The following is a 23,481-nucleotide window of genomic DNA, read 5'->3' as shown; positions in this document are numbered from 1 at the left end:
GCCCGTGGCCGGTGCCCCGGGGCTGGGCTGGCGGCTGGGCCCCGTGCGGCCCGTGTATGCGGCAACGCCGCCTGCCGGTGATGGCGGCGAAGGCGGCTGGCTGATCCTGCTGGAGCCGCCCGCCAACTCCCTGCCCCTGCCACCCGCCCAGCGTCCCGGCCCCGACTGCGCGCGCACCGCGCTGGAAGGCGACGCGGCCCGGCTGCTGGACAACATGCTGCGCGCGCTGAACCTGCAGGACCATCCGCGCCTGTACAGCGCCGCCCTGCACCGCGTGCAGCCTGCGGCCGAAGGCCAGGAGGCGCCCCAGGTCCCGGCGCTGCAACCGTCGCTGGAGGCACTGCTGCGCGATCTGCGCCCGGCCTGCGTGCTGGTGCTGGGCCTGGCCACGGCGCGCGCCGTGCTGCAGCGCCAGGAGGCGCTGGGCCGCCTGCGTGCCGAGCCGCACCGCATTGCGGGCGTGCCCGCCGTGGTCAGCTACGACCCCAACTACCTGCTGCGCGCCCCCCAGGCCAAGGCCGGCGCCTGGGCCGACCTGTGCCATGCGCAGGCTTTTGTGACAGGCCGCCAGATGCCCCCTGGAGCCGCTTCCGAATAGCGCAGCCGGCCCGCATGTTGCAGCGCAACGCTGCATAATCTAACGCTTTGCATCTTGGAGAAAGCTCCGTGGAAACCTACCCCAGTTGGTAGCTTTCAACTCCCGGTTGGCCTGTGGGGTTGAAAGCACCTCCGATACCCCGCACGCCCGAGAAGAACACCTGGAGTGAGCCTATGCTCAACATCTTTACGCTGGCCAATGGCCGCCTGGTCCAAGAAGAGATCGAGTCGCTGGAGGAGCTGTCCCGCTTCAAGCCGATCTGGGTGGACCTGGAATCGCCCACGGTCGAGGAAAAGCGCTGGATCAAGCAGCACTACGAGCTGTCCATCCCCGAGGATGCGATGGACGACGACATCGAGGAATCGGCCCGCTTCTACGAAGAAGACAATGGCGAGCTGCACATCCGCAGCGACTTCCTGATCGACGATGACGAGGACCCGCGTTCGGTGCGCGTGGCCTTCATCGTCAACGAGCACAACAAGAACCTGCGCAGCTGCGGCGTATTGTTCTCCATCCACGACGAGGACGTGCCGGTCTTTCGCCTGCTGCGCATGCGCGCGCGCCGCGCGCCGGGCCTGATCGACGAGGCCAAGGACGTGCTGCTCAAGCTCTTCGACGCCGATGCCGAATACTCGGCCGACACGCTGGAGCGCATCTACGACGACCTCGAAAAAGCCAGCCAGATGGTGCTGTCCGGCGACGTGACCGACGACGTGGCCCGCGAGGTGCTGGGCGCCATCGCGCGCCAGGAAGACTTGAACGGCCGCATCCGCCGCAACGTCATGGACACGCGCCGCGCCGTCAGCTTCATGATGCGCTCCAAGATGCTCAATGCCGAGCAGTTCGAGGAAGCGCGCCAGATCCTGCGCGACATCGAATCGCTGGACAGCCACACGGCCTTCCTCTTCGACAAGATCAACTTCCTGATGGATGCCACGGTCGGCTTCATCAACATCAACCAGAACAAGATCATCAAGATCTTCTCGGTGGCCAGCGTGGCCCTGCTGCCGCCCACGCTGATCGCCAGCGTCTACGGCATGAACTTCCGCTTCATGCCCGAGCTGGAATGGGAGTTCGGCTACGTCTACGTCATCGGGCTCATGGTGCTCAGCGCCGTGGGGCCCATGCTCTACTTCCGCAAGCGCGGCTGGCTGAAGTAGCGGCAGCCGGCCCCCTCGGGCCGGCGCTTTTCAGGCCAGCGCCACGGCCTCGATCTCCACCTTCAACCCGAAATGCAGCGCCCCCGTGGGCACCACGGCACGCGCGGGCCGGTGCGTGCCGGCCCAGTCCGCGTAGATGCGGTCAAAGGCCGGCCAGTGCGCCATGTCGTCCAGGTACACGCGCACCTGCAGCAGCCGCGGCACGCCGCTGCCGGCCAGCTCCAGCGCCGCAGCCAGGTTGGCCAGCGCCTGCCGGGCCTGGTCCTCGAAACCGGCATCCACCAGGCGCGTGCCGTCGGGCCGTATGGGCAGCTGCCCTGACACGAAGACCAGCCCCTGGCCCGTGGCCGTGTGGCTGTAGTGGCCGCCCGGCGCAGGCAGGTTCGGCGATGCCTGGCGCAGATCGATCCCGTTTTCACCAGCCATGGAGCCGCTCCCAGGTTTGCACCGAGCCATCTGCCGCCAGCGCCTGGTAGGCCGGGAACTGCGCGCCCGTGGCGCAGGCATGGTTGGGCAGGATGCGCAGTCGCGTGCCCAGGGGAAAGCGCGTGGCGATGTCGGCCTCCGCCGCGCCATCGGCCCGGGCCAGAATGCCGTGCTCCTGGTTGGCGCCCGTGAGCACCAAGCCCGGCATCACCCGCCCCTGCAGGTCGCAGACCTGGCCGTAGCCGAAGTCCTGTTTCTGCCGGGCCGTGCCACGGTCGCGGCTCATGGCCATCCAGCCCGCATCCACGATGGCCCAGCCCTTGTCGGCCTGGTGGCCGATCACGGTGGCCAGCACCGACAGCGCCACGTCCTCGGCCGCGCACACGCCGATGTTGCGCATCACCAGGTCGAAGAACACATAGACGCCTGCGCGCACCTCGGTCACGCCGTCCAGCCGGCTGGCCGCCAGCGCCGTGGGCGTGGAGCCCACGCTGACCACGGGGCACGGCAGGCCGGCCGCGCGCAGGGCCTCGGCGGCCTGCACGCAGCTGGTGCGCTCGCGCTCGGCCAGGGCCTGCAGCGCCTCGGGCGTATCCAGCTCGTAGCTGGAGCCCGCGTGCGTGAGCACGCCGCCCAGGCGCATGCCGCCGTCGTGCAGCGTGCGGCCAATGGCCAGCAGCAGCGGCGTATCGTCTGCGCCCACGCCGGAGCGGTGGCCGTCGGTGTCGATCTCTATCCACACCTCGAAGGCCTCGCCCTGCTCCTGGCCAAAGACGGCAATGGCCCGGGCCGCCGCCACGCTATCCACGATGAGCTTGAGGTCGCAGCCGCGCCGGCGCAGTTGCAGGGCCTGCGGCAGGCGGTGCGGGGCCATGCTCACGGCATAGAGGATGTCGGTGGTGCCAGCGGCAAAGAACTGCTCGGCCTCCTTCAAGGTGGAGACCGTGATGCCCGAGGCCCCGGCCGCACGCTGCGCGGCGGCCACGGGCACGCTCTTGCTGGTCTTCACATGGGGGCGCAGGCGCACGCCCTGCGCGTCCATGCGCTGCTGCATGCGGTGGATGTTGCGCTGCATGCGTGCGAGGTCGATCACGGCAGCGGGCGTGTCCAGGGTCAGAAGTGTGTCTTGCATGGTGTTTCTCTCTCCATCGTCAATCCAGGTATTGGCCTTTGGCCTTGAGGGCAGGCACATCGTTGCGCAGTCCCTGTTCGATCAAGGCGGAGACCGTGGCCGGCACGGCCTGCTCGGGCGACGGCAGCTCCACCCCCAGCGCGGCCATCTGTGCGCGCAGGCCCGCATCGCCCATGGCGTGCTGCAGCGACCGCGTCAGCCGCGCGAGCACCGCCGGCGGCGTGCCGCGTGGTGCGAAGATCGCATTCCATGAGCGCGCCTGCAGGGCGTGGCCGGCCTCGGCGCTGGCCGCCGTGCCCGGCAGCTGCGCCAGTCGCTGTGTTCCCAGCACCGCAATCGCCTTGATGCGGCCGCCCGCGATCTGCGGCAGCGCCGTCGTCGTCTGGTCGCACATGAAATCGGTCTGTCCGCCCATGAGATCGTTCATGGCAGGCGCGATCCCGCGATAGGGAACATGGGTGGGGCTTTGGCCCAGCGCCGACAGCAGCAGCACGCACCCATAGTGCGATATCGAGCCCACGCCGGCGCTGCCATAGGAGGCTGCGGCCTGGTTGCGCTTGAGCCACTCGGCGAACTGGCGCAGGTCGGAGGCCGGCAGATTGGCACGCGCCAGCAGCAGCATGGGCGCCGCGCCCGCAGGTCCCACTGGGGCGAAGTCGGCCACGGGGTCATAGGGCAGCTTGCGGTACAAGGCCACATTGACCACATGCGTGCCTATGCCGCCAAAGGACAGGGTGTAGCCGTCGGCGGCGGCCTTGCGCGCCTGGTTCAGGCCGATGGTTCCATTGGCGCCACCCAGGTTCTCGATCACCAGGGGTTGGCCCAGATGCTCCCCCATCTTCTGAGCCACGGCACGGGCCAGCGCATCGCTGGGGCCTCCCGGGGGAAACGGCACGACCAGCGTGACCGGCCTGGCCGGAAAGGCAGCGCCGGCCTGCGCCAGGGCTCCCTGGCTCCACGCCATGGCACAGACGATGGACAGGACCGGGAATGCGGACACAAGGGACAACGGCAGGGCTGGACGCAGCTGCATGGCAGGCTCCTCACAAGGGTGGACAGGAAAGGACGGCGGGCACAGCACCGGCTGCACCCTCGGGGTTCAGCCCTGCTGCAGGGAAAAATCCCTGAGCCAGGGCAGTGCCGGCGCCAGCGTGGGTGCTTCGGCCTCGGCCTGCGGCGCACCCGTGGGCCGCGACAGGCCCACGCAGTTGTGCCAGAAAGTACGCAGGCCCACGGCCGAGGTGCCGAACAGGTCATAGCCTGATCCGGCCACGAAGGCAGCCTGGCCAGCAGGCAGCCCCAGCCGGTCCAGCGCCAGCTGGTAGGGCCGGGGGTCGGGCTTGTAGAAGCCTGCTGCTTCCGAGGTCACCACCACATCCCAGTCCACGCCCAGCAGCGCGGCGGCACGTTGACCCAGGCGCTCGGAGCAATTGGTCACCACGGCCAGGCGGCAGTGCGGGCGCAGGGCGGCCAGCAGCTCGCGTGCGCCATCCCAGGGCTGCAGCTGCTCCCATTGCGCCTCCAGCCTGTCGGCCACCGCCTCGGGCAGGCCCCGGTTGCGGGCCGCCGTGCGCACCAGGTCCTCATAGGGCTGGTAGGCGCCGCAGCCATAGGTCAGGCGCAGGTATTCGGCGCGCCAGTCGCGCCCGGCAGCCTCGCTGCCGGCGGCCGCATTCCAGACGGTCCAGGAGTCCAGCAAGGCGGTCAGCAGGTCGAAGAGCACGGCCCGGGGCCATGCGGCAGAGGTGGGGTATGGGGTGTTCATGCCTTGGCACTGTACGGACCAAGACCATGGTCGTGGTTAAATCCGCCATCATCAATCGTTAAGGCAAATTGAATGATTGCCATCGAAGACCTGCAGCTTGCCGCCGCCCTGCTGCGCGAAAGCTCGCTGAGCGCCGCAGCCCGTGCGCTCGATGTGACGCCGCCCGCCCTGTCCATGCGGCTGCGCCGGCTGGAGGCCGAACTGGGCCTGTCCCTGGCCAACCGCAGCGCGCGGCGCCTGGCGCTGACGCCCGAGGGCGAGCGCTTCGCCCGCGAGGCCGTGCGGCTGCTGGGCCAGATCGAGGAGTTGCGCGACTCGCTGCATGGCGATGCCCGCCAGCTGGGCGGCACGCTGCGCATTGCCGCGCCCTTTGGCTACGGGCGCAGCCGGCTGGCGCCGGCCCTGGTGCCCTTCACGCGCCAGCACCCGCAACTGAAACTGCAGCTGGACCTGCGCGAAACGCCCTTCCCCGACCGCCACGATGCCGACGCCGTGGTCCACATCGGCGCGGTGCGCGACTCCTCCTGGGTGGCGCGCGAGCTGGCCGCCAATGACCGCTGGCTTTGCGCCAGCCCCGACTACCTGCGCCGCCACGGCACGCCCGCCACGCCGCGCGAATTGCTGGAGCACGCCTGCATCTGCATCCGCGAGAACGAGGAGGACGTGACGCTGTGGCACCTGCGCCCGGCCGCCAGCCGGCGTGCCGCGGACGGCCAGACCCTGCGCGTGACGCCGTCCTACGTCACCAACGATGGCGGCGTGGCCCGCCACTGGGCCGAGCAGGGCCTGGGCCTGGTGCTGCGTTCGCAATGGGACATGGAGCAGGCCGTTGACGAGGGCCGGCTGGTGCGCGTGCTGCCCGACTGGCATTTCGGCAGCGCGCCCGTCACCCTGCTGGTGCCCACGCGCAAGGGCCGCACGGCGCGCGTGCAGGCCCTGGTGACGTTTCTGGAGCAGTGCGCGGCAGCGGGCGTGCTGTAGTGCAGGTCAGGCCGTGCGGGCGGACCTGTCCCGGGCATCGCTGGCACCGTGGGTGCCCTGGCCGCGCTCGCGCAGCCACAGCACCAGGCCGCAGACCATGACCACCAGCTGCGTGCCCACCAGCAGGCTGAAGCCGGCGACGAAACCGCCACCGGCCGAATGCGAGGTCCAGCCGATGACGGCCCCCATGAGCGCAGGCATGAAGCCCGCCACCAGGGTCGCCGTGCCGTTGACGACGCCGTAGGCGCTGGCCACATGCTCGGGCCGCGCGCAGTACTGCACGGTGCTGGGAATGGCCGGGCTCATCAGGCCCCAGCAGAAGTTGGCGGCGATCAGGCAGTAGGCCGCCGCGTAGCGGTCCTCCATGTGGATGGCCAGCCAGATGGACAGCGCCAGGCCCAGGCTGCCGCCGACGAAGATCAGCGGCACCTGGCGGCGCGGCAGGCGGTCGATGACGATGCCGCCGATCAGCACGGCCAGCACCGTGGCGTATTGGGGCAGCGAGGCCAGCCAGCCCATCTCGCGCAGCGAAAAGCCGCGCGACTCCAGATAGGCCGGCAGCCAGTTGCTGCTGCCCCAGAGGTAGGAGAAGAAGGCCGCCGACAGCACGGCCACCAGCACCAGATAGCGCGTGTGCACGGCGCCGCGCACGATCTGCCCGACCTGTCCCACCGCCTCGCCCAGCGAGCGCGGGCGCGGCATGCCGGTGTCCAAGCGGGGCATGCGGATGAAGGCCAGCACCAGCGGAATGCCGATGGCCACATTGATCAGGCCCAGCACGTGGAACGAGGTCTGCCAGTCATGGCCGGCCACCAGGTAGCCGATCAGCGGGTAGCCCACCGCCAGCCCCAGGCCCGTGCCCATGTTCACGAAGGAGTTGGGCAGGCCGTTCTCGTGGCTCTGGAAATGCGCCTTGATGTAGCTGCCCGCCAGCGAGTACAGCGGCCCTTCGGAGATGCCCAGCAGGATGCGCGAGGCCAGCAGCAGGCCATAGCTGTTCATGGCCGGGGACAGAAAGGACACGGCGCCCCACAGCAGCAGGCCGACCACCAGGCTTCGGCGCACGCCGAAGAGCGCCGCGCAAAACGGCGTCAACACGAAGGAAGAAACGCCGTAGCCCACCATGAAGGCCGTGGCCAGCAGGCCCTGGCGCGTGCGGTCGTCGTGCGTCAGCCCGATGTGGTCCAGAAATCCCTGGTCGAGGATGAGGATCGAAAGGTTGATCCGGTCCACATAGGAGATGGCGACGATGATGAAGAGGCTGATCACCCCCCACCACCGGGCCGCACGCATATCTTTCATGGCAAGTCTCTATCGCCCGATGGGCTGTATCAGAAGAAGTGGCGCACGCCCACCTCGAAGCCGGAGGAGCGGCCGCCCAGCGTGGTGCCCGGGGCCGACAGGCCCTGCACGCCGATGGACTTGGCCGCGCCGTCCTTGTTCTTGAGGAAGGCCACCGTGCCGTAGACCTGGGTGCGCTTGGACAGGTTGTGCCCGTAGCCCACGCTGATCTTGTTCCAGTCGGCATTGCTGCCGTCGGTGTTGTAGTGGCCGTAGGAGGCCTTGAACTCGCCCATGCCCACGGGCGCGGTCACGCCCAGCTGCAGGGCGGTGACCTTGAGGGCGCCGCGCTTTTCGCTGGCCCACAGCAGCATGGGCTTGGCCACGCCGAAGTCCCAGCTCAGGCCCACGTTGCTGGCCGTGAGGTTGGTCGCATCGCTGTCGCCATAGAACTTGCCCGTGGCCAGCGCGCCGTTGAAGGGGCCCTGGCGGTAGCCGAAGCGCAGGCCGCGGTAGTCGCCCTGGTTCTTGTTGGGTGCGCTGCGCGCCTGCTCGCCCATGGCCACCTGCACCTGGCCGTAGAAGCCGCCCAGGTTCTGCGGCAGCAAGTAGCTGACCGCGTTGCTGATCTGGATGGGCGCGCCGCCCGTGGCCGTGCCCGTGCCGGGAATGCCCAGCATGGTGAAGCCCATGGTGCCGCCCACGCCGTTGGTGAGGAAGGGGTCGAAGATCAGCGTGCTCAGGAAGGTGGCCGAGTCATCGCGGCCCAGGCGCACTTCGCCGAAGTCGCCCGACAGGCTCACGGTGGAGCGGCGGTTGAAGCTCAGGCCGCCACCGCTGGCCTTGCCCGAGCCGCTGTCCACGTCCATGCCCGCCTCCAGCCAGAAGCCCGCACGCAGGCCGCCGCCCAGCTCTTCCGTGCCGCGAAAGCCGAGGCGGCTGATGTTGGCGCCGCCCGTGGACAGGCCGGTCTTGGAGGGGCCGGAGCCGTTCAGGTGCGTGACGCCGACATCGACGACGCCGAAGATCTCGACCTTGGACTGCGCCGAAGCGGCACCGGGCAAGGACGCCAGGCAGGCTAGCGCCACGCCCAGCATGGGCGTATGGATGGTTTTCATGGGGTTGTCTCCTCTGGGGTGGTGGCTTGGGGGTGGTGGGTTGTTGCCTTGCAGGTCTGATTGCCTGCTCAGATATCCAGGACCAGTCGCTCGCTCTTGCAGCCGGAAACGCAGACCATCATCACCTTGTTGCTGGCCTTTTCCTTGGGGCTGAGCACCGAGTCGCGGTGGTCCGGAATGCCTTCGAGCACACGCGTCTCGCAGGAGCCGCAGACGCCTTCGCAGCAGCTGTGGTCCATCTGGATGCCGGCATCCAGCAGGGTGTCGAGCAGCGACTTCTCGGGCGTGATCTCGATGAAGCGGCCGCTGCGCTTGAGCTCCACCGTGTAGTTGCTGCGCGCGTCGTCGGCGGCCTTGACCTCCACGGGCGTGAAGCGCTCGACGTGGGCGTTGGCGTGGCCCAGCTCGGCGCAGAACTTCTCGAAGGCGTCCAGCATGGGCGTGGGGCCGCAGGCGTAGTGGTGCGTGCCCGCGTCGGGCTGGCGTTGGGCCAGCAGCGCGCGCAGGTCGGGCGGGCCGCCGGCCTCGCTGTCGAAGTGCAGGTGCAGCGGCATGCCCAGCGCCTGCAGCTCTTCCAGGAAGGCCGCGCCCTTGCGCTCGCGGGCGAAGTACAGCATCTCGAACGAGCGGCCCTGGCCCTTGAGCCGGCGCGCCATGCACAGCAGCGGCGTGATGCCGATGCCGCCGGCCACCAGCACGGTGTGCGCGGCGCTTTCGTCCAGCGCGAAATGGTTGCGCGGCTCGGAGATGGTGATGGGCATGCCCACGCGCAGCGACTCGTGCACGCAGCGCGAGCCGCCGCGGCTGGCGCGGTCGCGCAGCACGCCGACCACGTAGCGGTGGCGCTCTTCGCTGGGGTTGCTCAGCGAGTAGCTGCGCACCAGGCCGTTGGGCAGGTGCAGATCGATGTGCGAGCCCGGCGTGAAGGCGGGAAGCTCCCCGCCCGCCACGGGCCGCAGGTCCACGCTGATGGTGTCCTGGGCCTCGAAGCGCAGCGTGTGCACGAAGGCCTGGAGGTTGGTGCTCATGATGCGGCGCCTTCGTCGATCTGCTCCTGGGCCAGGCGGCGCAGGTGGCGGCGCAGGCGCACCAGGCCGATGTCGTGCTGGTAGAGGTTCTCGCGCTCGTTGGCGTCCAGCTCCATCTGCTCCATCATGATCCGGTCCTGCTCCAGCACGGCCCAGTGGCGCGCCTCCAGGCGGTTGCGGTACAGGAAGCGCCAGGTGTCGCGCATCCAGCCCTGCACCTTGCGGCAGCGCCAGAAGAACACGGCGCACAGGTCGGCGCTGATGGGCGTGACGCAGGCCACGATGGCGAAGTTGCCGCCGGGGCCGCCGGTCTTGGGATAGGGGATCTCCAGGCGCATCCAGTGCACGCCCGTGCTGCCCCACTCGGTCCAGTCGAAGTTCACGCCGCGCTGACCCACCTTCTCGAAGACGAAGCCGTCATCGGTCTCGCGCACCTGGAACGTGGCCTTGCTGTCGCCCTCGGCCATGGAGTGCGACTGCTTGTGCAGGAAGGTGCCGTGCATGGGGTCCATGACGTTGTCCAGCGCATAGCGGTAGTCGCTGCGCCACTCGGCATAGCACAGGAAGTTGGAGTACTCGGGCGAGGTCAGCTCCTCGGGCAGCGTGAACTCGGGCGCCTCGTCAACGGCCTTGTCGCTGTTGTAGAGGAAGATGGCGCCATGCGCCTCGCGTGCATGGAAGGCCAGTGCCGCGCGCGAGCCTTCGAGCTTGCAGCCGGGGCTGCCGGGTACCTTGGTCACCGTGCCGTCGCCGCGCACTTCCACGCCGTGGTAGGGGCAGGCCAGGCGGTCGCCCAGGATCACGCCCTGCGACAGCGGCGCGCCGCGGTGCGGGCAATGGTCCTCCAGCGCATGGACCTGGCCGGCGGCATCGCGCCACAGCGCGATCTTGCGGCCGAAGCGGCGCACCGACACGGGCTGGGTCTTCACGAAGTCCGAGGGGCAGACCGCGTACCAGAGGTTCTTCAGGCCTTTGTTGAGCAGGCCGTCCACCGGATCGATGGTGATGGTTTGTACGTTCATGGGGCTCTCCAGTCCTGCTCGGTATCAATAGCCCAGCCGCGCCATCAGCGCCTGGAAGCTGTCTTCGGTCCAGGCCTGGCCGTTCTCGCCGGCGGGGCCGCTGCGGTTGAGATAGGCCACCAGTTCGGGCAGGGTCTGCACGCCTTCGCCGAAGGCGCGCTCGATGGAATCGCCCAGCAGGTCTTCCATCAGGGTGGGGGCACGTTCGCGCGCCTGGTGCGGCTCGAGATAGCGATCAGCGGCCATGGTTCTCTCCTTCGAAAACTGTCTTGTGTGGGGTTGGCTGCGCTCAGTCGGCGCGGATGTCCAGGTCTTTGATGAGCTTGCCGAAGCGGTTGAAGTCCGCTGCATTGGTCTTCTCAAGCCTCGCGGGCTCGCCGCCTGCGGGCAGCGCGCCGAAGGTGGCCATCTTGGAGACCACGTCGGGCATCTTCAGGATCTCGTTGAGGTGCGTGTTCAGCAGCTTCACGGTCTCGGGCGACATGCCCTTGGGGCCGAACAGGCCCTGCCATGCGGACACTTCCACGTCCTTGACGCCCAGCTCGGCCAGGGTGGGCACATTGGGGGCCAGCGCGCTGCGCTGGCTGTCGGCCACGGCCAGGGCGGTGACCTTGCCGCCGATGTAGGGCGCGATCGGGCCCCAGGTCATGAAGGTCGTGGGCACATGGCCGCCGATCAGGTCGTTGACGGCGGGCGCCACGCCCTTGTAGGGAATGTGGGCGATGCGCGTGCCGGCGGCGCGGTTGAACATCTCGCCCAGGATGTGCATGGGCGAGCCGCTGCCGGGGCTGGCGTAGGTCAGGCCGTCGCGCTTGCCCTGGGCGATCAGGGTCTTCATGTCCTTGATGCCCGAGGCCTGGTTGGTGGCCACGAACATGGGCTGCACGCTGGTCTGCACGATGGGCGTGAAGCCGTGCAGCACGTCGTAGCTGGAGCCCGAGGCCGTCTTGAGCACGAACTGCGCGATGGCGAAGGTATTGGGCGCCAGCAGCAGGGTGTAGCCGTCCGGCGCGGCCTTGGCCACATGCACGCTGCCGATGGTGCCGCTGGCGCCGGGGCGGTTGTCCACCAGCACGGGCTGGCCCAGGCGCGTGGACAGCTTCTCGGCATACAGCCGCGCCATGGCATCGGTGTCGCCACCGGCCGGATAGGCCACGATGATGGTGATGGGCTTGGCCGGATAGGCCTGGGCCATCGCGGTGCCGGACAGCGTGGCTGCAGCCAGGAATGCAGCGGCAAGAGAAACCTGGCGACGTGTCTTGTTCATGGTGGGGGCCGTGGGGTGGTTGGGTTGTGGGGGTAGGCCGTCAGGCGCGGTCTCAATGCCGCTTGTCGGTGATGAATTTCCCGTCGCTGGTACCCACGCCTTTTTGGCGCCGGGTGTTGCCGTCGATGCCGCCATCGATGGCCCATTCGGCAAACACCGTGGGGCCGGGCTCGAACTCGCGCGGCTGCCAGTCGGCGGTGAGCTGGTCCTCGTCGGCGTAGTACTCGACCAGGGCGCCGGCCGGATTGCGGAAGTACCAGAAATAGGCCGAGGACACGGGATGGCGGCCCGGGCCCAGCTGGGTGTCCCAGCCGCAGCGCGAGATGTGCATGCCGCCGCCGAAGACCTCGTGGATGTCGCGCACCGTGAAGGCCACGTGGTTCAGGCCCGCGTCCTTGGCGGGGCGCTGCAGCAGGAAGATGTCGTGGTGGCCGCCGTCAGGCGCGCAGCGCAGGAAGGCTCCGCGCTCGGGGTAGCGGTCCGAGGCCGCGAAGCCGAAGTGGTCCACGTAGAAGCGCTCGCAGGCCTGCACGTCCTTGACGAAGAACACCACATGGCCGACCTCGATGGGCTGGGCGCGTTCGTAGGCCGGGCTGGCCTGGTTGACGCGGTCCTTGCGGTTCCAGGTGTTGTAGGCGGCGCCCTGCACATCCACATCACGCTTTTGCGTGACCTGCAGGCGCACGGACAGGCCGTTGGGATCGGTGCAGCCTATGCGGCCCTGGCCCTGCGTGAACCCTGGCAGCGCGGCAATGCGGCTGGCGTACAGCGCAAGGTCCGCCTCGCTTTCCACGCCCCAGACCACTTCGCGCAGCGTGGGGCCCGCCTCGATGGCGGGCGGCAGATCGGGATGGTCCACGGCGGCCACGATCACGCGGCAGCCGTTGAGGGTCTCGAACACCAGCCGGTCGTCCGCTTCCTGCACCAGCGCCAGGCCCCAGTCCAGGAAGAAGCGGCGGCAGGTGGCCAGGTCGTCCGCGCCGTAGGTGATTTCGTCTATGCCCAGTACGCTCATGTCGATTCCCTTTCAGTTCGCCCAGGCCAAAGGCTGGTCGTTCAAGCCCCAGTACATGCTCTTTTGCTCCATGTACTGCTGTATGCCCAGCCGTCCCTTCTCGCGGCCCAGGCCGCTGTCGCGCCAGCCGCCGAAGGGCGTGGAGATGGAGAACTGCTTGTAGGTGTTGATCCAGACCGTGCCGGCCTGCACGGCGCGGCCTATGCGCCAGGCGCTCTTGTAGTCGCGCGTCCAGATGCCGGCGGCCAGCGCGTAGACGCTGTCGTTGGCCTGGGCGAGCAGGTCGTCCTCGTTGTCGAAGGGCATGGCCACGAGCACGGGGCCGAAGATTTCCTGCTGGCAGATCTGCCAGTCGTTCTTCACGCCGTCGATGATGGTCGGGCGGTAGTAGTAGCCGCGCTCGAACTGCGCGCCCTCGGGCCGCTGGCCGCCCGTGAGCAGCCGGCCGCCCTCGGACAGGCCCAGGGCCACATAGCTCTCTATGGATTCGCGGTGCTTGGCGGTGATCAGCGGCCCCATCTGCGTGCGCTCGTCAGCCGGGTCGCCCACCTGCAGCGCGGCGGCCTTGGCCGTGAGGCGCTGCATGAATTCGGCATGCAGGCTGCGCGCCACGAACAGGCGCGAGCCCGCGATGCACGACTCGCCCGAGGAGCTGAAGATGCCGTAGAGCACGCCGTTGACGGCATGGTCGATGTCGGCATCGGCCAGCACCATGGTGGCCGACTTGCCGCCCAGCTCCAGCGAGACCGGCATCATCTTGTCGGCCGCGATGTGGGCGATGTGCTTGCCCGTGGACGTGCCGCCCGTGAACGACACGCGCTTGACCAGCGGATGCTTGGTGATGGCATCGCCGATCACCGAGCCCCGGCCCGGCAGCACGCTGACCAGGCCCTTGGGCACGCCGGCCTCTTCGCAGATCCTGGCCAGCTCCAGCGCCAGCAGCGGCGTGGCCTCGGCGGGCTTGACGACCACGGCGTTGCCGGCGGCCAGCGCGGGCGCCAGCTTTTGCGCCTCGCTGGCGATCGGCGAGTTCCACGGCGTGATGGCCGCCACCACGCCCATGGGCTCGTACACGCTCATGGTCATGAAGTCGCCGCGCGAGGGCGTGATGGTTTCCTCCATGGTCTCGCAGGCGGCTGCAAAGAACTGGAAGGTGGCGGCGGCGCTGGCCACCAGCATGCGTGTTTCCTTGATGGGCTTGCCGTTGTCCAGGCGCTGCAGCTGGGCCAGGGGCTCGGCGCGCTCGCGGATCAGCTGGGCCACGCGGTGCAGCACGGCCGCGCGCTCATGGGGCTTTTTCTGGGCCCAGCCGCTGGTGCGGAAGGCGTGGTCGGCCTTCTGGATGGCCTCCTCCACATCCTCCAGGCTGGGCGCGCGCAGGCGACCCACCACTTCGCCGGTGGCGGGATAAAGCGTGGTGGATTCGCCTCCGCCGCCCAGGCGCCATTCGCCGGCGATGTTGATGGGGAGCAGTTCCAGGTTCGACATGGTGAGCCTCTCTCGTTCGTTCGAATCCAGCCGCCTCAGGCGGCCTTGGTGGCCGTGCTGGTGGCCGGGATCTGGTCCAGCTTGTTCACGGGCGGGCCCGAGAACGTGGCCTTGAAATTGCCGATGGCGCGCATGTCGATCTCCAGCAGGAAGGGGCCCTTCTTCGGCCAGGCCGAGGCCAGAACGGCGGGCAGCTCGTCAAGGTTCTGCACGCGAGCATGGGGCAGCTGGATGGAGGCGCACAGCTGCGCGTAGTCGGGCGTGTGCAGTTCCACATAGCAGCGGCGGCCGCCGTAGGAGGCGTCCTGGATGTTCTGGATCACGCCGTAGCGCTGGTCGTTCATCAGCACGATCAGGGTGTCGCACTCTTCCTGCACCAGCGTGGCCAGCTCGCCCAGGTTCAGGATGAAGCCGCCGTCACCCGCCAGGCCCAGCGTCTTGCGGCCCGAGCCGCTGACCGCCGCGCCCACGGCCGCGCCGATGGCCATGGGCATGCCCATGCCGATGCCGCCGCCCGTGGCGTGCACGCCCGCGTTGGGCTCGAAAAAGCGCAGCTCGCGATTGCCCCAGGTGCTGTTGGAAACGGTCACGTCGCGCACCCAGTTGAAGTTGCGGCCCACGGCCTTTTGCAGCTGCTGCACCAGCACGCTGTACGGGCCCAGGCCGTCGCGCATGGTGGCCACGGCCTCGTCGTGCACCTGGCGCAGGTCGGCCAGCAGCTCGGGGTCGGCCTTGTAGCCGCGCGCCTCCAGCCGGTCGGCCAGGCCTGTCAGCGCCAGGGCCGAGTCGCCGCAGACAAAGCCGTCATCGGCGTAGCAGCGGCCCTGCTGGGCGGCGTCCACATCGATGCGCAGCAGCGGGCGCGGCAGCTTCAGTTCGTACTTCAGCGTCTCGTTGCTGCGCAGGCGCGTGCCCACGGCCAGCATGGCGTCGCAGCGCTGGTAGAAGGCCTCCACGGGCTTTTGGATGTTGTAGGCGCCCAGCGAGGCCGGATCGTCCTCGGCCACGATGCCGCGGCCCTGGCCCGTGCTGACGATGCCGAAGCCCAGCGCCTTCAGGCGCTGCACGGCAGCGACTGCGTGGCGTGCGCCGCCACCCAGCCACAGCAGCGGGCGGCGTGCCTTGGCCAGCGTGTCGGCCAGCGCATCCAGCGATGCCTCGCTGGGCGCCAGCACGGCCACCGGCAGCGGCGACAGGTCGGCCGGCATGTCGATCACGGTCTGCTGGATGTCGATCGGAATCTCCACGCTCACCGGGCCCGTGGGTGCGGTCATGGCGGCCTGCACGGCGGCCTTCAGGGTGGACAGGCAGGTCTCGGCGCTGCGCACGCGGAACGCCGCCTTGGACACGGCGCCCAGCATGGTCAGCTGGTCGGGCGCCTCGTGGATGTACGACAGCTTCTGGTCCAGGTACTGCGTCTCGATCTGGCCCGTGATGTGCAGCAGCGGCGTGCCGGCCGTATAGGCCTCCACCAGGCTGCCGGCGATGTTGCCTGCGGCCGGGCCGGTGCTGGTGATGCACACGCCCAGGCTGGAGGTGGAACGCGCGCAGGCATCGGCCATGTTGCCGGCGCCGGCCTCGCCGCGCGCCATCACGAAGCGCACCTTGCCCCGCGCATTCATCGCGTCCAGGATGGGCATGTTGTGGATGGAGATCACCCCGAACGCGGCCTGCACGCCGCAGTGCTCGAGGAACTGGGCCACAACGGCGCCGACGGTGATTTTGGATGCGGAAGAAGTCATGTTCTGCTTTGAATCGGGTGAAGGGGCTGAAGCACTACGCTTGCCGTGCAAGACCACCGGAGACGTCGATGTGGCTGCCGGTCGTGTAGGAGGACAGGGGCGTGGCGAGATAGAAGATGGCGCGTGCGGCCTCGTCGGGCGAGCCCAGGCGGCCCAGCGGAATGGACTTCTTGCGGGCGAGCTCGGCGCTCCAGGCGTTCCAGTCCTGGCTGCGGTCCTCGCGCGCCTCGAAGCGGCGGCGCCACTGGCCGGACTCGATCAGGCCGACCAGGATGCCGTTGACGCGCACGCCCTTGGGCGCGAACTCGGTGGCCATGGAGCGCACCAGGTTCTTGAGGCCGGCGCGCGCCGCCGAGGTGGCCACCATGTGCGGCTCGGGCTGCGAGGCCAGCAGCGAATTGACGCAGACGATGGCCGGCTGCGCCGTGCGCTCGAGCTGCGGCAAAAAGGCGCGCGTGGGATGCAGTACCGAGAAGAACTTCAGGTGCAGCTCCTCGGTCCAGGCCGCATCGTCGGTGCTGGCAAACGTCGAGACCCGGCCCTGGCCCGCGTTGTTCACGAGGATGGAGGCCGGACCCAGCGCAGCCTCGCTGTCGCGCGCGAACTGCTGCACCTGGGCGGCGTCGAGCACGTCGCAGGCCTGGGCGAACAGGCGGGCCTCGGGATGGCGCCCGCGCAGCTGCTGCACGGCCTGCTCCAGGCGTTCGGCGCTGCGCCCGCACAGGGCGACACGCGCGCCCTGCGACAGCAGCAGATCGACCGTGGCCAGGCCGATGCCCGAAGAGCCGCCGGTGACGACGGCCGTGGTGTCCTTGAGTTGGGAATCAAACATGGCCGCCTCCTGCGCGCCGGGAATTGAGGGAAAGCAGCTGTGCCGTCTGCGTTTGCGGCCGGTAGTTCAGCAGCTCGGACAGCTCGGCCGCCGCGTCGCAGACGCCGGCGATCAGGGCCTGGGCACGGCCCTCCTCCACATGGGGCGCGGGGACCGTCGTGCCCAGCGCCGCCACCACGCGGCCGCTGTGGTCGCGCACGGGCGCGGCGATGGTGCAGATGGAGCTTTCGTAGAAGCCTTCGCTGAACACATGGCCGCGCTCGCGGTCGGCCTCGACCAGGTTGAACAGATCCAGCACCGTGCGCGGTGTCTTGGGCGTGTGCGCTTCCAGGTGCTCCTCGGGGTAGAGCGTGCGCAGCTCGGGCAGGGACAGGTCGGCCAGCAGCACGCGGCCCAGGGCCGTGGCATGGGCAGGCAGGCGCGTGCCCACGCGCACCGAACTGGTCAGCGGCGTGGGTGGCGTCACCTTGGCCACGTAGACGATGGAGCGGCCATCGCGCACCACGATGTTGCAGGGGTAGCGGATCTCGCCGCACAGCCGCGCGATCACGGGCTGGCCCAGCTCGGTCAGGTCCATGGACGACAGGAACTCGAAGCCCAGGCGCAGCACGGACAGGCCCAGCCGGTAGTCATTGCTGCCCTCGGCGCGCTGCAGAAAGCCCATGGCCTCCAGCGTGTTGAGCATGCGGAAAATCGTGGCGCGCGGCAGCTGCAGGCGGCGCGCCAGCTCGGGCGCGCCCAGCGTGGCATTGCCGCGCCCGAACTCCTGCAGCAGGCGCAGGCCGCGCTCCAGCGCGGGCACCATGTACTTGTCGGCGCCGTTGTCCGCGCTCTCGGTGTTCTCGGAAGAGGGGGTGTCGGTCATGGCGAAACCCCTTCAATTCATCACGAAGCCGCCGTTGACGGGCAGCACCTGCCCCGTCACGAAGCGCGCGCCATCGGACAGGGCATAGGCCACGGCGCCCGACACATCCTCGGGCCGCTGCTCGCGCTGCAGCGCGCGCTGGTCGATGTACAGGCGGTGGCGATGCTCAGGCACGTACTCCGTGGCCTCCACCAGCACCAGGCCCGGCGCCACGGCGTTGATGGTGATGCCGTCGGCCCCCAGCTCGCGCGCCATGGAGCGCGTCATGGCCATTACCGCGCCCTTGCTGGCCACATAGGCCATCAGGTTGGGGGCGCCCCACATCGCGGTGTCGGACGCCAGGTTGACGATGGCGCCCCGGCCGCTGTCGCGCAGCGCGGCGCGGCAGGCACGCGTCATCAGCCACACGCCGCGCACGTTCACGTTCATCACCTGGTCCCACTTGTCCAGATCGATGTCGTCCATGCCCTTGCCGCCCGAATCGGTCACGGCCGCGTTGTTCACCAGGCCGTCCAGCCCGCCCAGCGCCTGCACCGCCTGCTGCGCGCAGCGCTCTATCGACTCCGGATTGCCGGCATCCAGCCCGAAGCCATGGGCCTCGAAGCCCTGCGCACGCAGCCGGGCCACGGACTCGGCCAGCAGCTCCTCGCGCAGATCGGCCATGGCGACACGCGCGCCCTGCTCGCAAAAGGCCTTGGCGAACGCAAAGCCCAGGCCGCGCGCCGAGCCTGTGACGAGGATGCGGCGGCCGGCAAGCTGGCCTGTGGAGGGCGTGGTGTTCATGGCGTACCTCAATCGAAGGGGGTTTGTGTCTGTTTCAAATTTGAAATGACACTTTTTTCTTGAAACAAGCGTGAGTTTAGGACTGATGGTTCGGGGTGGGATTGGGGAAAACACGGAGGCGTGTGGGAAATGGATGACAGAGGTGTGTCTGGGTGTGTTTTGGATGGGGGCTTTTATGGCTTGTGAGGACATGCCCGCCCTGCGGGCGGGAGCCGGGTTTCGGCCCGGCGGCCGACCTCCTTTTCTTTGATTCGTCAAAGAAAAGGAGGCAAAAGAAAGACGACCCGAATGACCACGGCGCAGGCGCTGACATACGGGGAGTGAGTGCGGGCCTTCGCTTCGCTCGGCCTGGGGTTTGAGGCGGGGTTGTGGAATGCCTCTATGATTTCGGTGACCCCCTGTTCCGGGGCTGGTGCTTGAAAACACCATCAACACACAGCGGCAGAGCCTCCCCGAAAGTGAGGCCTCGTCACGTCTGAACACTTGGACAGTGGGCATCGCACCCGCACGGACAGTGGGCATCGCACCCGCACGTCCACACGGTTTTGGATGGGATGGGGCTACCCGCAAGGCTGCCCGCACGTCTATCCGGCCGAGCGCAGCGAAGGCCCGAGCAAATTCCCCGTATGTCAGCGCCTGCGTCGGGCCGCCTGCGGGGTTGCCCGGCAGCGCAGCGAAGGGGTCGTGGGCATTCGGGTTGCCGTCTGTGACCTGACCTTTCTTGGCGAATCAAGAAGGGCCATCGGCTGCCGGGCCAGGAACCATGCATCAAACCAAGCAACCACAGTGGCAGGAATTCCCCTCAATTCCAGCGTCAAAGCTTTGGCCTCCGATGACACACGGGCTGCACGGTCATCAGTAACGATACGCAGCAAAATAGTACTTTTTTAGATACACTTTTCCGATGGAAGAGCCCATTCTTTCCGTTGTCTTCTACCGATCCGATGCCGGCAAGGAGCCCGTGCGTGACTGGCTTCGTGAACTTACGGTGGAAGACCGCAAAGCCATCGGCGCCGATATCAAGACCGTCCAATACAACTGGCCTCTGGGCATGCCGGTAGTACGCAAGATGGAGCCAGGACTGTGGGAGGTGCGGTGCAGCATTGCCGATGGCATCGCACGTGTCCTATTCACGGCCCAGAATGGAAAAATGGTTCTGCTGCATGGCTTCATCAAGAAGTCGGCCAACACCCCCGGGCCGGATCTGACAACTGCCAGAAACCGGCTCAAGAAGCTGAGGAATACCCCATGAACAAACATCTAGGCAGCAATTTCGATGACTTCCTCGAAGAAGAAGGCCTGCTTGAGGAGGCCACAGCTATCGCAGTGAAGCGGGTGATTTCCTGGCAATTCGCACAGGCGATGAAAGCCCAGAAAGTCAGCAAGACCGAGATGGCGACACGCATGCGCACCAGCCGCATGGTGGTGAACCGCCTGCTGGACGAAAACGACACCGGCGTCACCCTGGCCACGTTGGCCCGCGCCAGCGTGGCGCTTGGCACGGCTTTGCACTTTGAACTGGACGATGCGACGGTTCCCCAGGCATCAGCGGCATAAAAGCACGACCGCCCAGCGCTGCGCTTACAGCCGCCGCAAAAACCCATCAACAACCCGCAACGCGTACCGGCTCGCCACCACCCGCACAAACTCCGCAAAGTCCACATGCGCACTGTCATCCGCCCGATCGGAAACCGTCCGCATCGCCGCAAACGGCACGCCATAGTCCAGGCAGGCCTGCGCCACGGCGGCCCCTTCCATCTCCACCGCCAGCACCTCATGCCCCGCAGCCCGCAGGCCCTGCGCCAGGGCCTGCGAAGCCCCTGCCGTGCCCACGAACTGGTCACCACTGGCAATCAGCCCCTGGTGCGCGCGCGGCGCCGTGGCGGCGTGGGCGGCGCGCAGGTCTTCGCCCGCCTCGGCCACGCAGGCCTGGGCGGCGGCCAGCAGCGCGGCCGTCATTTCGGGGTCGCAGGGCAGGCGCGTGCGGCCGTAGCCGGGCATTTCCCAGCGCGGGAAGATGGGCGAGGCGTCCAGGTCGTGCTGCAGGTATTCGCCGGCCACGACGACATCGCCCACGCGCACGCCTTCGCCCAGGCCACCGGCCACGCCGGTGAAGGCGATGCGGCGCACGCCGAAGCGTTCGATCAGCGCCGTGGCCGTGGTGGCCGCCGCCACCTTGCCTATGCCTGACAGCGCGCAGACCACGTCGTGCCCATGCAGGCGCCCGCGCCAGAACATGCGGCCGGCGTGGGCCGTGCCCTGGGCGTCGGACATGGCATGGACCAGGCCTTCCTGTTCCTGCGGCAGGGCACTGAGGATGGCGATGGTCATGGTGGCTTCTCTTTCAACGGCACAGGCAAAGAGCAAAGGCGGCCCGGGGGCCGCCTGCGGGGCGAAAGTGCCATTGTGCCGCGAGCCCGCGCCCGCTCCGGCTCAGATGGCGATGGCCGTGGCCTGGTTGAGCACGGCGCGCACCACGCTGTAGACGGTGAGGGCCGAGGTCTTGGGGTTGGCCTCCAGCGGCTTGCCGCGCATGGTCAATTCCATGGAACCGAAGGCGCCGCGCGCGGCCACATGGTGCACGTTCTCGTCCACGGCCGGGTCGGCGTACAGGCGCACCGTGGTGCGGTCCAGGCCCATGCCGGCCAGCGACAGGGTGGCGGCCACGTTGGCGTTCTTGGGGTAGAGCTGGGCGGCCTCGCGTGCGCTGCCTTCGAAGATGCAGAAGGCTTTCTTGAGGCTGGCGAGGTCGCAGCGCTGTTCTGCGGGCGTGCCGGTCCAGGCCAGGGGCGGCTTGCGGCCGGTGTAGACCACTTCGTCCAGGCCGCCGATGCGCGCGGCGGCCAGCGCATCCACGCCGCCGATGGCGCCCGACAGCAATTGCACCTGGGTGCCTCCGGCCTCGGCCGCGGCCTGCACGGCCTCGGCCATGCCGGGGGCGCTGAGTGCGCCGATGGAGGCCACGACGGCAGGAATGCCGCGCCGCAGGGCGGGCAGCACATGCTCTTCGATGGCGGCATGGCCTGCGCATTCGACGATGAGGTCGGGCCGGTCTTCGGCCGCCAGCGCAGGCAGTGCGCGGGCCTGGGGCGCATGCCGGGCCAGGGTGGAGCGCACGGCGTCCGTCACTTCGGGAACAAGCACCCAGCCCACTTGCACCGCGGCATGGCCCTTGAGCAGTTCGAGCACGCTGGCGCCAATCGCACCGCAGCCAATCACAGCAATATTCATCGTCATTTCTTTCTGAGCAAGAACGCGCTGAAGGCCGGTGGGAGCACCAGTTCCTCAGCGCAGAAAACCAGGATGCTGGGTGCGCAGGTGGCCCGTCAGTTCGACGGCGGCCTCGCGCACCTGTTCCACCCAGTGCGCCATGCGCCCGGGTGCGATTTCGGTGAAGGCCACGGCCATGCCCAGGCCCGCGATGATGCGGCCCTGCGCATCGCGCACGGGCGCGGCAATGCTGGAGACGCCGGGCTCGTAGAAGCCCTCGCCCATGGCGTAGCCGCGCTCGCGGTCCTGCAGCAGCAGTTGCTGCAGTTGCTGCACGTCGCGCGGCGTGCTTTCCGAGAATTGCGGCAGTTCGCTGCCGCCGAAGAGCTGGCGCAGCTGGTCTGCGTCCATGTCCTGCAGCAGGGCGCGGCCTAGCACGGTGGCATGGGCCGGCAGGCGCGAGCCCACGCGCACGGCGCCCTGGAAGGCGCCGGCCGGCGCAATGCGCGCCACGTAGACCACGGAGGTGCCGTCCAGCAGCGCCAGGTTGGTGGTGAAGCCCAGGCGCTCGCATAGCGCCTGCAGCACGGGCTCGGCCAGCTGGGCCAGCGGCTGGGTGGACAGGTAGTCGTAGCCCAGGCGCAGCACGGACAGGCCCAGCCGGTACTCGGTGCCCGAGCGTTGCAGATACCCCATGTTCTCCAGCGTCGTCAGCATCCGGAACACCGTGGAACGCGGCAGCGCCAGGGTGCGCGCCAGGTCGGGCGCGCTCCACACGGGCTGCGAAGGCGTGAAGCAGGCCAGCAGGCGCAGGCCGCGCTCCAGCGCGGGGACGGTGTAGCGGTCGTTGTCGTTCGAGAGGGTTTCGGAGGTGTCGCTCATCGCAATTCGGGCCGGTAGGCCATCAGGTCAGCAGGGTGGCCAGCCTCTGTGCGACATCCGCAGGTTGTTCGACGACAGAGGCATGGCCGGCTGCCGCAAGCGTAACGTACCGCGCGCCCAGCCTTTGGGCCCAGGCCGCGCAGGCAGCGGGCGGCGTGACCACGTCGTGCTCGCCCACCCAGACCTCGACCGGCATGGCCAGTTGCCCCGCCGCCTGCCCCAGGTCGCTGCCGCACAGCAGCTCCACGGCCTGGGCGTAGCCGGCAGCATGCAGGCGCGCCGTGTTCCAGCGCACCCATCGGCGCACGGGCTCGGGCGCGGCGGGCGAGACCAGGCGCTGGTCGATGGCGGCGGCCAGGCCTTCGATGCCTTTTTCCTGCAGGGCCGCAAGACGGCCCTGGCGTACCTTGGCCTGCTGCTCGCCCATGCCGGGTGCGCCATAGCCGCCAGCGGGGCTGATCAGCACCAGTTGCCGCACGCGCCCGGCACCGGCCTGCACCGCCCAGGGCGTGCCCATGAGCGCGCCCAGCGAGTGGCCCACCAGCAGGCAGCGGCGCACGCCCAGCGCCTGCAGCGACTGCTCCAGCACGCGGGCGTAGTCGGCGCCCGTGGGCGCGGCGGGTGCCAGCGGCGTGGAGCGGCCGTAGCCGGGCGCGTCCCAGGCCAGCACACGCGTGCGCGGCGCCAGCTCCAGGGCCACGTCCAGCCAGGAGGCGGCGCCCGAGCTGATGCCGTGCAGCATCACCACGGCAAAGTCCGAGGCCGTGTCGCCGGCCTCGCGCCAGGCGGCCTGAGCGCCACCGGGCAGGGCGATGAGGTGTTCGGGGAACTGCGCCTGAAGGCGCTGCTCCATGCATGCTGTTACCGAGGGGGTCATTTCAGTTAT

The 23,481-nt window shown here is 68.7% G+C and carries 25 protein-coding genes; 5 read left to right on the top strand and 20 right to left on the bottom strand.

Annotated elements, in window-relative coordinates:
- Positions 1-598 (top strand): uracil-DNA glycosylase family protein (locus A9976_RS21375; RefSeq protein WP_310889407.1); only part of this gene is annotated, 598 nt, incomplete at its 5' end.
- A 173-nt stretch (positions 599-771) separates the two neighbouring features.
- Complete coding sequence (gene corA, locus A9976_RS21370; protein ID WP_141830746.1) at positions 772-1,758, top strand: magnesium/cobalt transporter CorA; 987 nt, start codon at positions 772-774, stop codon at positions 1,756-1,758.
- A 30-nt stretch (positions 1,759-1,788) separates the two neighbouring features.
- Here corA and A9976_RS21365 read toward each other — a convergent pair whose 3' ends face one another.
- The 4 genes from A9976_RS21365 to A9976_RS21350 form a co-directional block, all read right to left on the bottom strand.
- Positions 1,789-2,184, bottom strand: coding sequence for a RidA family protein (locus A9976_RS21365; protein WP_183020672.1), 396 nt, complete (start codon positions 2,182-2,184; stop codon positions 1,789-1,791).
- Positions 2,174-3,316, bottom strand: coding sequence for a DSD1 family PLP-dependent enzyme (locus tag A9976_RS21360; protein ID WP_183020671.1), 1,143 nt, complete (start codon positions 3,314-3,316; stop codon positions 2,174-2,176). The genes A9976_RS21365 and A9976_RS21360 overlap by 11 nt, the downstream gene beginning before the upstream one ends.
- A gap of 19 nt (positions 3,317-3,335) precedes the next feature.
- Positions 3,336-4,349 carry a tripartite tricarboxylate transporter substrate binding protein BugD gene (locus tag A9976_RS21355; RefSeq protein ID WP_183020670.1) on the bottom strand — a complete coding sequence of 338 codons (1,014 nt, stop codon included), beginning with the start codon at positions 4,347-4,349 and terminating at the stop codon, positions 3,336-3,338.
- Between the two features lie 66 nt (positions 4,350-4,415).
- On the bottom strand, positions 4,416-5,081 hold the full coding sequence (locus A9976_RS21350) for an HAD family hydrolase (RefSeq protein WP_183020669.1): 666 nt from the start codon (positions 5,079-5,081) through the stop codon (positions 4,416-4,418).
- Positions 5,082-5,153: 72 nt separating this feature from the next.
- Here A9976_RS21350 and A9976_RS21345 point away from each other — a divergent pair, with 72 nt between their 5' ends.
- On the top strand, positions 5,154-6,062 hold the full coding sequence (locus tag A9976_RS21345) for a LysR family transcriptional regulator (RefSeq protein WP_183020668.1): 909 nt from the start codon (positions 5,154-5,156) through the stop codon (positions 6,060-6,062).
- A gap of 6 nt (positions 6,063-6,068) precedes the next feature.
- On the opposite strand, the gene A9976_RS21340 is transcribed toward A9976_RS21345, so the two are convergent.
- The 12 genes from A9976_RS21340 to A9976_RS21285 form a co-directional block, all read right to left on the bottom strand.
- On the bottom strand, positions 6,069-7,364 hold the full coding sequence (locus tag A9976_RS21340) for an MFS transporter (protein ID WP_183020667.1): 1,296 nt from the start codon (positions 7,362-7,364) through the stop codon (positions 6,069-6,071).
- A 29-nt stretch (positions 7,365-7,393) separates the two neighbouring features.
- Positions 7,394-8,461: a porin gene (locus A9976_RS21335; protein ID WP_183020666.1), complete on the bottom strand. Its 1,068-nt coding sequence runs from the start codon at positions 8,459-8,461 to the stop codon at positions 7,394-7,396.
- A 68-nt stretch (positions 8,462-8,529) separates the two neighbouring features.
- Entirely contained in the window at positions 8,530-9,489 is a 960-nt protein-coding gene (locus tag A9976_RS21330) for a PDR/VanB family oxidoreductase (protein WP_012202897.1), read from the bottom strand.
- Positions 9,486-10,511 carry an aromatic ring-hydroxylating dioxygenase subunit alpha gene (locus A9976_RS21325; protein ID WP_012202896.1) on the bottom strand — a complete coding sequence of 342 codons (1,026 nt, stop codon included), beginning with the start codon at positions 10,509-10,511 and terminating at the stop codon, positions 9,486-9,488. Before A9976_RS21325 ends, A9976_RS21330 begins: the two co-directional genes overlap by 4 nt.
- Before the next feature lie 24 nt (positions 10,512-10,535).
- On the bottom strand, positions 10,536-10,757 hold the full coding sequence (locus A9976_RS21320; protein ID WP_012202895.1) for a recombinase-like helix-turn-helix domain-containing protein: 222 nt from the start codon (positions 10,755-10,757) through the stop codon (positions 10,536-10,538).
- A 43-nt stretch (positions 10,758-10,800) separates the two neighbouring features.
- Positions 10,801-11,778: a tripartite tricarboxylate transporter substrate binding protein gene (locus tag A9976_RS21315; protein ID WP_013804505.1), complete on the bottom strand. Its 978-nt coding sequence runs from the start codon at positions 11,776-11,778 to the stop codon at positions 10,801-10,803.
- A 52-nt stretch (positions 11,779-11,830) separates the two neighbouring features.
- On the bottom strand, positions 11,831-12,793 hold the full coding sequence (locus tag A9976_RS21310; RefSeq protein WP_183020665.1) for a VOC family protein: 963 nt from the start codon (positions 12,791-12,793) through the stop codon (positions 11,831-11,833).
- Positions 12,794-12,805: 12 nt separating this feature from the next.
- On the bottom strand, positions 12,806-14,281 hold the full coding sequence (locus A9976_RS21305; protein WP_012202892.1) for an aldehyde dehydrogenase: 1,476 nt from the start codon (positions 14,279-14,281) through the stop codon (positions 12,806-12,808).
- A 35-nt stretch (positions 14,282-14,316) separates the two neighbouring features.
- Positions 14,317-16,023, bottom strand: a complete 1,707-nt coding sequence (locus A9976_RS21300) for a thiamine pyrophosphate-binding protein (RefSeq protein ID WP_183020664.1) — start codon at positions 16,021-16,023, stop codon at positions 14,317-14,319.
- Between the two features lie 34 nt (positions 16,024-16,057).
- Positions 16,058-16,855: an SDR family oxidoreductase gene (locus A9976_RS21295; protein WP_183020663.1), complete on the bottom strand. Its 798-nt coding sequence runs from the start codon at positions 16,853-16,855 to the stop codon at positions 16,058-16,060.
- Positions 16,848-17,720, bottom strand: a complete 873-nt coding sequence (locus A9976_RS21290) for an IclR family transcriptional regulator (RefSeq protein ID WP_183020662.1) — start codon at positions 17,718-17,720, stop codon at positions 16,848-16,850. The genes A9976_RS21295 and A9976_RS21290 overlap by 8 nt, the downstream gene beginning before the upstream one ends.
- A gap of 12 nt (positions 17,721-17,732) precedes the next feature.
- Positions 17,733-18,503, bottom strand: a complete 771-nt coding sequence (locus tag A9976_RS21285) for an SDR family oxidoreductase (protein ID WP_012202888.1) — start codon at positions 18,501-18,503, stop codon at positions 17,733-17,735.
- Positions 18,504-19,407: 904 nt separating this feature from the next.
- Here A9976_RS21285 and A9976_RS21280 point away from each other — a divergent pair.
- Both A9976_RS21280 and A9976_RS21275 read left to right on the top strand, forming a co-directional pair.
- Positions 19,408-19,755 carry a type II toxin-antitoxin system RelE/ParE family toxin gene (locus A9976_RS21280; protein ID WP_071954163.1) on the top strand — a complete coding sequence of 116 codons (348 nt, stop codon included), beginning with the start codon at positions 19,408-19,410 and terminating at the stop codon, positions 19,753-19,755.
- Positions 19,752-20,060, top strand: a complete 309-nt coding sequence (locus A9976_RS21275) for an XRE family transcriptional regulator (RefSeq protein ID WP_183020661.1) — start codon at positions 19,752-19,754, stop codon at positions 20,058-20,060. Before A9976_RS21280 ends, A9976_RS21275 begins: the two co-directional genes overlap by 4 nt.
- Before the next feature lie 24 nt (positions 20,061-20,084).
- Here the strand turns inward: A9976_RS21275 and A9976_RS21270 are convergent, their stop codons facing one another.
- From A9976_RS21270 to A9976_RS21255, 4 genes are all read right to left on the bottom strand, one after another.
- The gene (locus tag A9976_RS21270; protein WP_183020660.1) at positions 20,085-20,834 is read right to left on the bottom strand and encodes a 5'-methylthioadenosine/adenosylhomocysteine nucleosidase; all 750 of its coding nucleotides are present in this window, start codon (positions 20,832-20,834) and stop codon (positions 20,085-20,087) included.
- 102 nt (positions 20,835-20,936) lie between these two features.
- Positions 20,937-21,734, bottom strand: a complete 798-nt coding sequence (locus A9976_RS21265; RefSeq protein WP_183020659.1) for an aspartate dehydrogenase — start codon at positions 21,732-21,734, stop codon at positions 20,937-20,939.
- Positions 21,735-21,788: 54 nt separating this feature from the next.
- On the bottom strand, positions 21,789-22,595 hold the full coding sequence (locus A9976_RS21260) for an IclR family transcriptional regulator (RefSeq protein ID WP_183020658.1): 807 nt from the start codon (positions 22,593-22,595) through the stop codon (positions 21,789-21,791).
- Positions 22,596-22,617: 22 nt separating this feature from the next.
- Positions 22,618-23,448 (bottom strand): alpha/beta fold hydrolase, encoded by an 831-nt coding sequence (locus A9976_RS21255; protein ID WP_259649267.1) that lies wholly within the window; start codon positions 23,446-23,448, stop codon positions 22,618-22,620.
- Positions 23,449-23,481: the final 33 nt, after the last annotated feature.

It is taken from the genome of Delftia sp. UME58 (assembly GCF_014170385.1).
Classification (GTDB): domain Bacteria; phylum Pseudomonadota; class Gammaproteobacteria; order Burkholderiales; family Burkholderiaceae_C; genus Comamonas; species Comamonas acidovorans.
This window is presented reverse-complemented; position numbering and strand designations above follow the sequence as displayed.